General features: G+C 55.2%; 10 protein-coding genes and 2 pseudogenes. 4 read left to right on the plus strand and 8 right to left on the minus strand.

The annotated features are described in order from the left end of the window. A pseudogene (locus tag FB593_RS23565) lies at positions 1-94 on the plus strand (transposase); the annotation flags it as partial. 455 nt (positions 95-549) lie between these two features. Continuing rightward, positions 550-2,448 (plus strand): potassium transporter Kup, encoded by a 1,899-nt coding sequence (locus FB593_RS23570; RefSeq protein WP_414896266.1) that lies wholly within the window; start codon positions 550-552, stop codon positions 2,446-2,448. Between the two features lie 22 nt (positions 2,449-2,470). On the opposite strand, the gene FB593_RS23575 is transcribed toward FB593_RS23570, so the two are convergent. The 6 genes from FB593_RS23575 to FB593_RS23600 all read right to left on the minus strand — a co-directional run bounded on the left by FB593_RS23575 (position 2,471) and on the right by FB593_RS23600 (position 9,042). Next, positions 2,471-3,445 carry a YihY/virulence factor BrkB family protein gene (locus FB593_RS23575; protein WP_321186306.1) on the minus strand — a complete coding sequence of 325 codons (975 nt, stop codon included), beginning with the start codon at positions 3,443-3,445 and terminating at the stop codon, positions 2,471-2,473. Between the two features lie 45 nt (positions 3,446-3,490). Further along, complete coding sequence (locus FB593_RS23580) at positions 3,491-5,551, minus strand: mechanosensitive ion channel domain-containing protein (RefSeq protein ID WP_186447959.1); 2,061 nt, start codon at positions 5,549-5,551, stop codon at positions 3,491-3,493. 421 nt (positions 5,552-5,972) lie between these two features. Further along, positions 5,973-6,164 (minus strand): hypothetical protein, encoded by a 192-nt coding sequence (locus FB593_RS23585; protein WP_145167041.1) that lies wholly within the window; start codon positions 6,162-6,164, stop codon positions 5,973-5,975. A 167-nt stretch (positions 6,165-6,331) separates the two neighbouring features. Next, positions 6,332-6,568 carry a hypothetical protein gene (locus FB593_RS23590; protein ID WP_145167042.1) on the minus strand — a complete coding sequence of 79 codons (237 nt, stop codon included), beginning with the start codon at positions 6,566-6,568 and terminating at the stop codon, positions 6,332-6,334. Between the two features lie 139 nt (positions 6,569-6,707). Then, positions 6,708-7,451 (minus strand): PRC-barrel domain-containing protein, encoded by a 744-nt coding sequence (locus FB593_RS23595; RefSeq protein WP_186447960.1) that lies wholly within the window; start codon positions 7,449-7,451, stop codon positions 6,708-6,710. Positions 7,452-7,755: 304 nt separating this feature from the next. After that, positions 7,756-9,042, minus strand: a complete 1,287-nt coding sequence (locus FB593_RS23600) for a DUF2254 domain-containing protein (RefSeq protein ID WP_321186307.1) — start codon at positions 9,040-9,042, stop codon at positions 7,756-7,758. A 572-nt stretch (positions 9,043-9,614) separates the two neighbouring features. Here FB593_RS23600 and FB593_RS23605 point away from each other — a divergent pair. Next, positions 9,615-10,025 (plus strand): hypothetical protein, encoded by a 411-nt coding sequence (locus FB593_RS23605; RefSeq protein WP_145167045.1) that lies wholly within the window; start codon positions 9,615-9,617, stop codon positions 10,023-10,025. 330 nt (positions 10,026-10,355) lie between these two features. Here the strand turns inward: FB593_RS23605 and FB593_RS23610 are convergent, their stop codons facing one another. After that, entirely contained in the window at positions 10,356-11,615 is a 1,260-nt protein-coding gene (locus tag FB593_RS23610) for a cation:proton antiporter (protein WP_145167090.1), read from the minus strand. Positions 11,616-11,770: 155 nt separating this feature from the next. Between FB593_RS23610 and FB593_RS23615 the strand changes: the two genes are divergently transcribed. Beyond that, complete coding sequence (locus FB593_RS23615; protein ID WP_145167046.1) at positions 11,771-12,250, plus strand: DUF421 domain-containing protein; 480 nt, start codon at positions 11,771-11,773, stop codon at positions 12,248-12,250. Between the two features lie 464 nt (positions 12,251-12,714). Here the strand turns inward: FB593_RS23615 and FB593_RS23620 are convergent. Further along, positions 12,715-13,751, minus strand: a pseudogene (locus FB593_RS23620) (IS110 family transposase). Positions 13,752-13,924: the final 173 nt, after the last annotated feature.

Below are 13,924 nucleotides of genomic sequence, written 5' to 3' on the forward strand. Positions count from 1 at the left end.
CGACATCAACCGCTTCGACAATCCACGGCAGCTCATGGCCTGGTTGGGGCTGGTGCCAAGTGAGCATTCCAGCGGCAGCACAGTCAGACGGGGTCTGGGTATGACTTATGACCCGGGTACCAAACCTGGGCTTGGATCGGGCATCGTAGAGGGACTGGCAAAGCAGCTTCATGCCCAGGTGACTATCGAGGAAGCCAAGCCCGGAACGCGCGTTAAGGTAGCATCCAGGCAAAAAGCTGTCTCTTGACAGGCGGCCACGGTTCGGAACTGTCTGCATCTTTTCTGCACGGGCCAGGAGTATTGGCCTGCGGGACGATCGATCGTGATGCGCTGCCCGAGGCGCAATTTCGTTGCAAGAATGATGTTCTCAGGCGAATTCGTTCGCACAGGGGTTTTCAACCGGTGATTCCCACACGCCAGCCTCTTCTTGCGCAGTTCGATATCGACCGCTTATATTTTCGACGTTGGAATAGCTTTTATGCTACAAACGCGGTCTTGGCACATAGCCGACACCTCTGATTTCGGGAATTATTTTTGACCTCCACGCAGATGCGAGTTGACGATCCTGAGATCCAGGGATCTCACGCCGAGACCGGCTCTTTTCCACTTCTGGTGCTGGGTGCATTGGGTGTCGTCTATGGCGATATAGGAACAAGCCCTCTTTACGCCTTTCGCGAAGCGTTACATGCGTCGGGGCAGGTTCCAGATGCCGTTGTCGGCAGTGAAGTGATGGGACTGCTATCTCTGATCGTCTGGGCGCTGACCATCGTGGTCACGATTAAATATGTCGGGTTTGTTCTTCGAGCCGATAATAAAGGCGAAGGCGGAACTCTTTCCCTCATGACGTTGGCCAGGGAAAGCCTGAAAGGTCGGCCAATCTGGGTACTGGTTCTCGGCATCGCCGGCGCCTCATTGTTCCTGGGAGATGCGATCATCACGCCTGCGATTTCAGTATTATCTGCGGTCGAAGGATTGAAGGTTGTAGCGCCGGCTCTTTCGCAATGGGTCGTGCCGATCACGCTCGCAATTATCGTGGCGCTGTTTCTCGTGCAAAGGTTCGGGACTGGAAGTGTCGCAATCGTCTTCGGCCCGATCACGGCCTTCTGGTTTCTGGTGTTGGGGGTTTCGGGGCTCGCCCACATTATCGAAGCTCCGGGAATTCTCGCCGCGCTCAACCCCTACTACGGCGCTGCCTTTCTCGTATCTCACATTGATATTGCGATTGTTATCCTGGGTAGCGTGTTTCTGGCAGTCACAGGCGCCGAGGCTCTGTATGTCGATCTTGGCCATTTTGGCCGTCGCCCGATCGTTGTCGCCTGGTTCTTACTCGTCTTTCCCTGCCTTCTCCTGAACTATTTCGGCCAGGGCGCCTTCATCTTCACGCACCCGGAAAGTGTGGAGCATCCGTTTTTCGAGATGCAGCCAGAATGGGCGAGACTGCCCATGGTGATCCTGGCGACGGCGGCTACGGTCATCGCCAGTCAGGCCGTGATTTCCGGAGCTTATTCGCTCATTCGGCAAGCGATGCACCTCAATCTTTTGCCCCGGTTTCATGTGCGCCACACATCGGAAACGCAAGCCGGACAGATCTACCTTCCGCAGATCAACATGATGCTGATGATCGCAGTGATCATTCTCGTCATCAATTTCAGGAGCTCGAGCGCCCTTTCCGCAGCCTACGGAATTGCGGTCACCGGAGAGATGCTGATCACGGCAATCCTCCTCTTCGTCGTGATGAGACGCATCTGGGGTTGGAAGCTGTGGACCACGTTGTTCATCCTGACGCCGCTCATCATCATCGACGTCGGGTTTTTCGTATCTAATGTCGCAAAATTCGGGCAAGGCGGATGGGTGCCGGTGGTCGTGGCTATCCTGATTGCGTTTCTCATGCAAACCTGGATGTCAGGGCGACGCCTGTTGGCAAAGCGCACCAAAGCCGATGAAATTTCGTTGGATACTCTCATGGCAAGCCTCGCAAAGAAAGATCTCCCGACCGTTCCTGGCACCGCGATCTTCATGACCAGCGAGGTTGAAGGCGCTCCGACTGCGTTGCTCCATAGCCTCAAACATTACAAGGTTCTGCACGAAAACAACGTCATCCTCAGTGTCGTCACGTCCTCGTCGCCATTTGTGCCGGATGATGAAAAGATTTTCTTTGAAAGCTTCAACCCGCAATTCAGCCGGGCCATCATCACCTTTGGCTACATGGAAACGCCCAATATTCCGAAGGCTCTCGTTCTCGCTCGCAAGCTTGGCTGGAAATTCGACATCATGTCGACATCCTTTTTCCTTTCCCGCCGGTCGCTTATTCCCTCCGCTACGGGTGGCATGCCCTTCTGGCAGGACCGGGTCTTTATCGCGTTGGCTGACAACGCCAGCAACGCTACTGAGTATTTCAAGCTGCCGACCGGTCGTGTAGTTGAGCTCGGGATACAGAATACGATTTAAGCAGACGAACCGTGCGGTCAGGTTATTTCACAGCATCGCCCATGTTATCAGCCACATACGCACCGCGTTTTCCCATGGGTCGGGGCGCGCCGATCGTCGAATCGATCGTGGTCTGATGCTCGAGTTCCGAATTGATCTCGGCGCCAAGGATCAGGATGATCACTGAGATCCAGGTCCAGACCATAAAGCCGATCAGTGCGCCAAGTGTGCCATAGGTCGCGTTGTAATTGGCAAAATTTTCAATGTAGAACGAAAATCCGATCGACGCGACCAGCCAGAGAATTGTACTGAAGGCGGTACCCCAGGTTAACCACCTCAACTTCGCAAGGTGACGGTTTGGCCCGTATCGGTAGATCATTGTTGTGCCGGTGCCAACAAGAAGAAGTAAGACAGGCCAGCGTACAAGCTTCGCTAAAAGCTCGGCCCATTGGTCCAGCCAGATAAAACTCAGAACCACTGGCACGATTGCGACGGCAGTGATCAGCGCGATGGCGATGACGAGTGCACCGAGGGTGAACCCTAGCGAGACCAGGTTGAGCCAGATGAAGCTACGTTTTTCCTTTTCGCCATAGGCAATATTCATGGCGTCGAAGAGCGCCTTGATGCCGTTGTTCGCGCTCCACAGAGCAATGAGGAAACCGGCAATGACGCCGAAGCTCAGCGTCGAGTTCTTCTGTTGCGAGAGTGAATCGAGTTGTCCAAGAATGAGGTCGAAAGCGCCAGGCGGAAACACCGTCGATAGGAAAGCAATGTGCTTCGAAATCGTGGCGGGATCGGAAATCACACCATAAAGCGAGACAAGGGCGCCTAGTGCCGGGAACATCGCCAACAGCAGATAATAGGTCACGCCCGCGGCGATCAATGTGACTCGGTCGTCGGAAAATTCGGACACCACGCGCCAGAAGACGTCGCGCAAACCTCGTGCTGAAATTTGGCCAGGTGTTTCCGCAAGCCGGCCCCGGGCGATATCGTCTTCATCAAGGCTTTTCGGGTCCACAATAATTCCTTCGCAAAAGGTCTCTGTTGGGTGAGGCCGTGCTCGTCAATTCTCGAGATCCTCAGCATCTGATGGCATCGATGAGATGCTCGACGAGGAGGTGGCACCTCTGTCTTCGGCACTGGATGTCTCATTCCGCACTGAGATGAACGCGGGCGGAGCCTCGCCGTTTTTGTCCACCCCAAAATAAACCGTTTGGTGCGGAAAGGGGATCTCGATGCCATGCGCATCGAACACGCGCTTGACGGCCCCATTGAAAGCACGTCCAACTCCCCATTGTTTGCCCGGCTGTGTCTTGATGCGGACACGGACGATCACGGCGCTATCTGCGAGCTCCTGGACACCAAACCACTCCATGTCGCCGATCATCAGACCATTTGTGGCCGGATCGCTACGCATTTGCTCGAAGGCCTCAAAGAGCGCCATGCGGGCATCTTCGACATCTTCTCGGTAGGCGATGCCGATATCACCGACATGATAAGAATAGTCGCGCATGAGGTTTGTGACCATCTCTACGGATGAGAACGAGATGATGTGGTAGGCGCCGCGGACGTCGCGAAGACTGACAGAGCGGATGGTCAGGCGCTCCACTGTCCCAGTCGTGCTTCCCACCGTGATGACGTCGCCGACGTTTATGGCGTTCTCAAGCTGAATGAACACGCCGTTGATGACATCCTGTACCAGTTTCTGCGCACCAAAGCCTATCGCGAGACCAAGGACACCTGCAGAAGCCAGGAGGGGCGCAATATCGAGCCCCATCTGCGATAGCGAGAACATCAGAGCAATCACGACGATGGCGATCGTGGCGGCGTTACGCAGAAGGGATAGCAGGGTGGTTTCACGCGATGTGGCGATTGCGCCGAACGCCGGATTAAGCCGGTAATCGACCCATGACGTTAAAGCGAGCCAGAGAACGTATGCCGCCGCCAGGATGAAGAAGACGGATGCGACAGCGCCGGTAAACGCAAGGCCAAGACGTGACTGAAAAACGGCAGCAAGATCAAATACGCCGATTATTGTGAGCACGGCCCCGACGACCAGCGCAAGAATGGCCAGGCGCAGGCTCGTCAAAAAGCGGGGAACGAGCCCGTTAACGCGCCGTTCAAGAAGAGGAAGCCGTTGGTTGACGTTTTCGGGAAGCGTGACGCCTCTGGTCACGGCCCGCGAAAGCCAGTCAGCGATGACGAAGCCGATGATGATGGCTCCGAAAGCCTGAGCACTAGCAACAAGCACCGTGAAGAGGCGTTCTGCTGGCCCGATCAACACCACGAAAAACAGGAAGGCCAGATAGGCTAGGACCGGCCAGTACCACCGTCTCGCCAGGAAGCGGACGCGTGCGTGACGAGGCGTTTGGTCAGGGGTTTCAAGGAGCCACCCCGATACTGCCTGGCGATTGGAAAGGGTTGCGGCAATCGCGATAATCAGGGCGGCGAGCGCAATCAGTGCCGAGACGGCCTGTCCGGACGCAAGAGAGATTGCTTCCGCAAGAATTGGCTGCAGCACAAGCTGGCCATATCCGAGAATGCTGATGATGAGGGACAACAGACGGCTTGTCCTACGGGCCGCTTCATCTGAAACGCGCACGAGACGAAGCTCAGCAGTCGCAGGGGAGAGAACCGTCCGCATAGTGACCTTGGCCAGTTGGACGATGATAAAGGCGTTGAGGTACAGCGTTTGCTGAAGGTCCATTCGGCCCAGTTCACCGAAGACAGTCAGAGCTGCCACATAACCGGCGGCCCATGCCAGCATGACAATCGCAATGTCGATGGCTGCCGACGCGACTATCAAAAACACTTTTTCGAAGAAGCCAGCGGCGGCTGCGCGCCTGCCGAACGAACGGTCGACGCGACGGGTGACGAGCCGAGATCCTGCAAACGCGCCGTAGGTCACGACAATGACCAATGCCAGGTCTCGCAACGTTTTGAACAGAAGCTCGCCTTCCGCAACGTTCAGGTTTGCGAACGTAGACGGTGCCGCCGCAAGCTGCTGCGCGAATATGACGGCTGACGATACCGCCGTCTCGGCAAAGGACCGGGTAATGGTGGCGATCCGACTGCCGATCGAAACATCCGGCGCAATGGGAGAAGCTCCTGAATCTGCACTCACACCGCCCCGTCCAGACGCAGCTCTTTCGAGTTCATCCAGCAAAGTTTTGCGGGAAGCATCGTCTCGCAAGACCTCGATGAGCTTTATGAGTTTTTCGTCTTGAGCCGGCTGTTCGACAGAAGTGGCACTGTCTACAGGGGCCTGAGCATCCGCTGAGCCCCCTGTTGTCAGAAGCGTAAAGAAGATCAAAAAAAGGAAGCGGTTCGACTGAAATGCCATGGTTTCTCTCGGCATCCATCAATCACGAACGCGTTTGGGTTGAAGGAGTTTGCCCAGTTAATTAGATATAACTTGCATCTAGTCAACCCAGAGAGCCAAGTCAGAGGATGTGGACGCCTGTGGAGGTATCCAGACACGACCCTGCTCTGTGTTCGCGTCTGATATGGTGGCACAATACGCTTGCCATCGAGTGGTGACCGAATCAATCAAACGGAACCTGGTTGGGAAAAGGATTAGTGGTATCGGACAGGTCGAGCCTGATCCGCTGTCCCGCCGCCCAGGCCGCAGCTTGATTACGAAACTGGAAATCCCGCTCGATCATCTCCCCCCGCTCGACAACGCGAACCGTCCATCCTCCCTTGTCTTCAAACAACTCTACAAAAGTTTGCGGCATTGGCGACGTCCAGTCATCATGACGGTGGATTAAAGGGAATGGCGACATCAAAGCAAGCAGGTGACCAGGTACAAGTCGCAACACGTATTCAATTAAACGGGAGCAGTGCCGATCCACTGGTGGCGCCAGGTGATAAGCGCTTGCAACGCCAGGATCGAGTGTAGTTTTCAGTTGCCGGGCTGGTCAAGCAAGAACACCTCGCCACTTACTGGCTCCCGATATTCCCCGACCCCCACCAACTTCAGATGCCGCCCGTCAGACAATTCCATTGTCGCTGCTGCCGATGGGTGTACGTCAGTTGCCAACGCTTCATCCGCATCGGCAAAATGCTGCTTCCGATACGGTGTAACACGCTCGCCAAGAGGCGTTCTAGCCTCATGCATTGCAATGATTTTGTCCGTCATTTCACCTTTGATCTCCGCTTCCGAGATGGCTATATCGAAACCGTGCCGGCAATCGCTGGGACACGATCACGGCCGCCTGTAGATTGACGATGTAAACTAGGTAACAGGGCCTCAAGCCACGCCCGAGGCCCCTTCGATTTTAGTCGTTTTTATATTCAGGCTGCGCCTTGAGGGTTGCAGCTGTGGAGTCCACATAGACCCGCACATCGTCACCCTTCTCATTGCGCATAATGTTCACAGCTTTGAGATCGACGGCGATGTGGTGTTCTCCCATTCCCAGGAAGCCGCCGATATCCAGGACCAACTGCTTGACTGTACCATCATTGTCGAGCACCAGCTTGTCTACTTCGCCGATGTCCTCATCCTTGGCACCGTAGACATGTGCGCCGGTGAGAGTATCCGAGGTCAGCTCCTTCATTTCAAAAGCACGATAACCATCACGCTTCACATCTGGACGAACCATCGCTGTTTGATTTGCAGGTACGCCATTTGCCGTCTTGTCTGCCGCCGCCGTAGTCTTTGCGGCGGTGGTAGTCGGGGCCTTGTAGGCAGGCGCATCTGTCAGCATTTGTTTGTTCGAGTTGACGACCAGGAAGTAGTCGTCAGCTGCGTCGCCATCTTTGACAAACTTGATGTCCTTCATTGGGATTGCGACGTCCTTTTCGCCCATTCCAAGAAAGCCACCGACACCCAGAACGACGGCCTTGACTTCACCCTGACGGCTCAGGATGACCTCGTTGACCTCGCCGATGTCGTCCCATTCCTTTTCAGCGCCGGGCTTCACCATCATGTCTGCAGTCATCGGCGTCTCGGTTGCGTAGAGCCGCATGCCGATAAATTTCGACGCCATGATGTCGGTCGGCTGCTGCTCGTACATCGCCATTGGCGTCATGCTGCATAGACGTTACCGCCAAACAGAGCCATTGTGAGTGCTGTAGTCGCTAGGAACTTTTTCATCAGTATCTCCTTGGTTTTTTCCGGGATGCCCGATCGTGATAGGTGCAACGGAGATTTTTTGCACCGCGATATCCATTAAACAAACGTATCTGAAATGAATGAGCTCGATAAACTCCGCATAACCATAACTGATAGATGGTCTCTTTGTTCCGACTTTTGGTTGAGAAGCCTGACCGTGCCACATGTGGCATAGAAGCGCGCCAATCCCGGTATAGTGGCATTAGTCTTACCTAGATGAGGAGTAGAGCAAGCGGTCCACGATCTCTCATCGTCAGAAAATTCTGATGCCGCTTCTCAACTGTTGCCCGGTCGGATGGCGCTTCGATCATCCGCATCGCATCCGACAGGACCAGATCTGCGTGCCGGGTCAATGTCTGCAAGCGCGTGATGTCGTGTTCGCAGCTTATCACCGATGTTAGAACATCGAGCATTCTGACCATGACGGCTGTGCTTGCTGAACCGTTTTGCCGGATCATGTGGAACATCGCATCAACCAGGCCATCATAATCGACAGACGGTGTCACAAGCACAGAGCCCCCGCCTTTTGCCGTCAGTCCCGTGGATAGATGCCGCGACACCAGATCACAAAGGGCTGCACCAAGGCGATCGACGACACTCATGGCGGTATGCGGGTCATTGATACCCGGTGACAAAGCCCGCACAGCGACCTCGACCAATTGGCGGATCGGAAACTCGATGTCGGCTGGGCTCCCACGATGACCGGCGAGTGCGGTTGCCGCGCGGATGGCGTCTTCGCTACCGTCTATCTGCGGTTTGACCAATGCGATCGGTGCGCCGGGAAACACATAATCGCCGGGGCGAACCAGCAGACGTATCGAAACCTCGTGCTCAGTTGCCCAGTCTGCGAGGCCCGAACTGTCGAGTTGCTGAAGGTAGCCGCTGCGGTCGTCCGAGATCGCAACGGCGCCGACCCAATATGCAACAGGGGGCGGGGCTTGTTGTGCTTCCTCAAATGTCAAGCTTGCGATGGAGGCTCGAACATCTTCGCTCACCAGCCCGATGACCGTATCGACATTAATCCGTCCTGCCATGTGGCCGACGAAATAGATAAGCGTGCCGACACAAACGAAGGCAAGAAGGATGCCGAACGAAAGTGAAAGATGCGGTACGAAGACCCCCTCCTCCTGAGTTCGAACGGTTCTCAGGACCATCAAAGCGTAGGAAAACGTCCCAAGGAAAGCACCCAGTGTCGCCTGATTGCCGCGGTCTTTCACGAAGTTGCGCAGGAGGCGAGGGCCCATCTGACCGGCTGCAAGCGATAAGGCGGCGATCGTGATCGAAAATACCGTGCCAGCAACACCGATGGTTGACGATGCGACTGCCCCGAGAAGTGTGCGTGCTCCCGTTCCGCCTCCATTATAGAGAAATGAGCTGTTCAACAGCCAGCGGGGCAACAGACCCGAGGCGTCGATTTGAACCATTACGATCGCCAGCAAAATACCGGCGAACGTCATCAGTGCCGGGACAAGCCAGAATGTTTCACCAAGACCGGTCACGAATTTTCTAAGCCGTGCTTTCAATGTAGGTGGACCTGTGTGAGTTAATGGGGGAAGTTGTAATTCCCAGCTCTTTATCAGCCTCTCGGCAGGGCATGCGCGATGATGGTCTCGCCAGTTTTGGTGCCAGTCGACCAGTGACCACCGGCTACAACAGCCTATTGGCGGTCCACACCGAGGCAGGTTGATAGCGTCGTCTGCACATAGCCGGGAAGTCGCTCGTGCCAGATTTTCGTGCCTGAGTCGAGATTGTTAACTCCACATAAAAATCCGTCAATCAGGAATGCAACATTAGCTTACGTGATAACAGGCAATCAGTTTGAACCATCCGGATAATATGGGATATTCTCCAGAAATATTGGCATGGGTTATTTCAAAATCTTTATTCGCAAAAAGGGAAAATGATAATGCTATCACGGCTTGTTTACTGGAATAATATTTCACATGCCCCAGTTTAAACATATTCCCCCAAGCCGAGCATCATGATCAATCCTGGCGCGGCGGGTGGAGAGGGCAGCGTTCATCGCGAGCGGCGCTTTTTTTGCAGGATGGGGAAGTGAAAGGACATTCTTATGTCTGATACCGAAACATTCTCGACGCGTCTGAACAATTATAAGCCAACAAAAACCCTATGGATCTGGTCGATGATCGGCATTTCCGTAGTAACCATGGTTGTTGGATTTACCGTAGGTGGCTGGACCACCGGAGGAAACGCCACTTTGATGGCGAACACCGCAGCCAAGGATGCGAAGTCCGAAATTGTATCCTCAATCTGCGTCCAGAAGTTTGCCTCATCCGCAGATGCGGCCAAGAACCTAGTGACACTAAAAGAAACATCGTCGTGGCAGCGGGATGATTTCATCGAAAAGGGCGGCTGGGTAAACATTGCCGGTGTCGATAAGGTCGATGGAGCTGCGGATCTTTGTGCAAAGACACTTGCAGATATGAAAGATCTCCCGGTAGTGGCGCCTGACGCGGTCTAGTGCCTCAGTAACTCTGTGCAGAAAAAACGCCCCGGCATTCAATCCCTTGCCGGGGTTCGCTCACTGAAATTTCAATTCATTTATTTCCTACTTTCCTCTCGGTCGCGGTTTGCGAAATGATCTTTCTTAACCCGCACTTGCAGCAAGAACTGAGGAATTGCTGCCTGTTCACTTGCCAGGCAGGATACCTTGTATGAGGTGCTCCCCTTGGTAGCCTCATTGAGGAGAACGGAGTTGTCTCCGTGGCACGAACCGATGGGATACCGCGTTGTTCCATCCTTGGTCGTGTATTGGAGGTCGTGGCCAACTAGCGGTCCATTACCTGGCCCTTCAGGTTTGTCGCTTCAGTATGGTCTTCCTCGCCAAAAAGCCAAGGGTCGATCCTTGAACGATGATGCTGAACAGCACAACGGCGTAGGTCCCGGCAAGGATGACGGATTTTGACGGGCTGTCCGGCACAGACAGGGCAAGGGCTACAGAAATTCCACCACGGATCCCGGCCCATGTCAGGAATGGCACGTTTCGGGTGGACATTAGCTCGCTCGACCACGAGACCAGAGCCGGGATGCCAACGGCCGCCAGTCTGGCAATTAGAACAACCGGAATCGTTATGGCGGCAATCACCATCGCCGTCACGTCGAACTTCAGGACAAGAACTTCGAGGCCGATCAGCAGAAACAGAACCGAGTTGAGGATTTCATCGATCAGGGTCCAGAGGCCGAACACGTAGGTCTGGGTTCGATCGCTCATCGCCTTGCGAGGTGCGTGATATCCAATCAGAAGACCAGCCGCCACAACAGCCAGCGGACCACTGACGTGAAGTCTCTGGGCGATCGCGTACGTAGCTGTCACTAAGGCGAGGGATATCAGGACTTCGACAGCATAATCGTCGATCAATCGCATTGCCCAATAGGCGATGACACCGGTCAACACCCCGAGCAAGATGCCGCCGCCTGCTTCCACGATGAGCAGTTCGGAAATTGCCGACACGGTCGTTCGTTCACCCGTATCGCCTGTGGCGAACAGAAGCATGACTGTAAACACCACGATGCCGACGCCGTCATTGAATAGCGACTCGCCCTGCATCTCGACTTCGAGACTTTGCGGCACCTTGACGTTCTTGAGGGTGGCGAGAACGGCGACTGGGTCCGTCGGACTGATTAGCGCGCCGAAAACCAGCGCCCAGGCGATCGGTATTGGCTGGCCGAGGAGCTTTGCCGTCAGCCAAAAGCCGGCTCCGACAATGAAGGTCGAGACGACTGTCCCGAAGGTCGCCAGAATTGCAACGGGCGCTGCTCGTTCGCGCAGTTTACCGAGGTCCACGTGAAGCGAACCCGCGAAAAGCAGAAACGCCAGCATTCCATCCATCACCACAGCGCTAAAGTCGATCTGCAGCATGGCATTGGTGAGTGCATCGAACAAATGCCGATCAGGAACTGCGGCGTCGATGATAACAAGGATCAAAGATGCGGCCACGCTCATCACCAGTAGGCCGATCGTATGTGGCATCGGGAGGTATTTGTGATTGATCCAGCCGAGCACGGCGGAAAGGGTCAGCAGCACGGCGGAGAGTTCAAGGATCGACAGCAACGGAACACTCCATGTGATAAACCGGTAGTCTAGCAGGTTTTTAGTGCCACGGTGGGAGGTATTCTTCTTCGCGAACTGATTGCCTGCAGAAGGCAACGAGCTCTTAACGCCGTCCGGTTTCGGACCGATCGCCGGCACGCAATGGAGACGAAAAAATGTTATTTGACAGCTGGACGGGTATTGTCCGGATCCTGATCGTCGGACCGATTGCCTATGGTGCGCTTGTCATCATGCTGCGTATCTCGGGCAAGCGGACGCTGACGAAACTGAATGCATTTGATCTGGTGGTCACGGTCGCTTTGGGGTCGGTCCTCGCGACCGTCATTTTAAGCAAATCGGTGCCTTTAGCTGAGGGAGTTCTGGCGCTCTCCCTCCTCATCGGGTTGCAATTTGCAATCACGTGGCTGGCGGTGCGTGTCGCTTGGGTCGGTAAGCTCGTGAAGAGCGAACCGACCCTGGTATTCAGCAATGGTTCGTTCCTCGATGTGGCGTTGCGACGCCAAAGACTGACCGAAACTGAGATCATGTCGGCAATGAGGGCATCGGGACATGCCGACGCCCAAGAGGTGGCCGCGGTCATTCTGGAAACGGACGGATCGCTGAGCGTGCTGGCAAAATTGCCACATCGCCGTTGAAGACTTGCCTGGCACCTGACGGCGTCGAGACAGTCGATGCCTTGCCGAAACGCAGGGCAAATGGACCGCATTCTCTCGGGGGGTGGCCTTTTACCCATTCGTCCGCCTTTTTGGCCCGCAACTCGCGGGGCTGTACCATCCGTGAATTCGTACTTACTCCTACGGTCGTTGTGTTGGTTTCCAAGCGGAACTTGCCATCTGCTTAACGGCTCAGTTCCGCGTGGAAACGTATGGCCCGCCCTGCTTGCAAGTGTTTTTTTGATCCCTGTACAGTCTGCTTCAACGTATTCGGTCTTACGGTCGGACCGTAGCCAAGATGGATATCCGCACGTCCAGAGCCACGATAACCAACACGGTTTCAATGAACCATTTCCACGCCTGGGCTATCTGAACGCCGATCAACTGTCAGGCCATCTCCATGCCACTCGCAAACATCGTAGGCTGCGCTCCAGGCAGCCTATAACTCAGATCACCGCTACGCCGTAGGTCCGTTCATAGGACTGCCCCTTGCGCAACACTGCCCAGGCGATACGCGCAAGCTTGTTTGCCAGCGCCACGATCACGACATTGCGCTGGACACCTCGGGACAGCATCGTCCGGAGCCATCCCGATTGGCGTGTCACTTTGACTGAGCGTGTGCATTGCCGCTCGAGCGCCGTGAACCAGCAAAGTCCGCAAATAGGTGTTGCCGCGCTTTGTTATCCCAAGCAGGCGCGCCTTGCCGCCGGTTGTAAACTGTCGGGGCACAAGTCCGAGCCATGCCCCCAGGTCTCGGGCATGTTGGAAGCTGCTGGCATCTCCGACTGCAGCAACGAGCGCGGTAGCATTCAGAACGCCGATACCTGGAATCGATGTCAGGCGGCGCATCGCGCTGTTCTGCCTGGCGAGTGATACGAACTCTGCGTTCAATACCCCGATTTTCTTGTCAAGCATTCGCCATTCGTCCCGCAATTCGATCACCAAGCTGCGGATGCGCGGAGACAGGATCTCATCAGCTTCCGCAAGGAGGTCGTCCAGAGCACTTTCGAATTTAACGCGGCCGACGGCGAAGATGACACCTCTCTCCAGGAGAACCGCTCGGAGTTGGTTGATCAAGGTCGTCCGTTCCGCAACCAGCCGTGAGCGAACCCGATGCAATGTCTGGATATCCAACTGTTCCTGGCTCTTCAGTTCGACAAACCGCATCGTCGGGCGAGATGCCTGCCGCCTCGGCAATGCCCTCGGCATCTCTGTCATCATTCTTCTGCGCCTTCACATAGGGACGGACGTATTCCGGCGACATCAGCCGCACCTCATGACCTCTCGCGGTAAAGAGCCGGCCAAGATGATGAGCACCACAACAGGCTTCCATCGCGATAACACAGGTTGGCAGCTTCTCAACAAACTCGATCAATGTCTGTCGGCGCATAGTTCGACGGATAGCCACAGCGCCGCGGTCATCTACCCCAACAACGCTACAGTTGTTCTTTCCAATATCGATACCCAAGATGGAAATCTGCATGGCTCGGCTCCTTACCTTTTGAGAGAGCGACATCATACTCGATGTCCTCGGAAGGGCGGGCCATTCCCTAACCAACAGCGGGGAGCATGCTGTGCTCCCGAAGAGCTTGGGAGAGGGCGAGGAGCCGATCCTGTCGGAGGCACCGCTGACCAGCGCCGTACCTCTGGACATGA

Origin of the sequence: Rhizobium sp. SJZ105 (genome assembly GCF_007828365.1) — a bacterium.
Lineage (GTDB): Bacteria > Pseudomonadota > Alphaproteobacteria > Rhizobiales > Rhizobiaceae > Agrobacterium > Agrobacterium tumefaciens.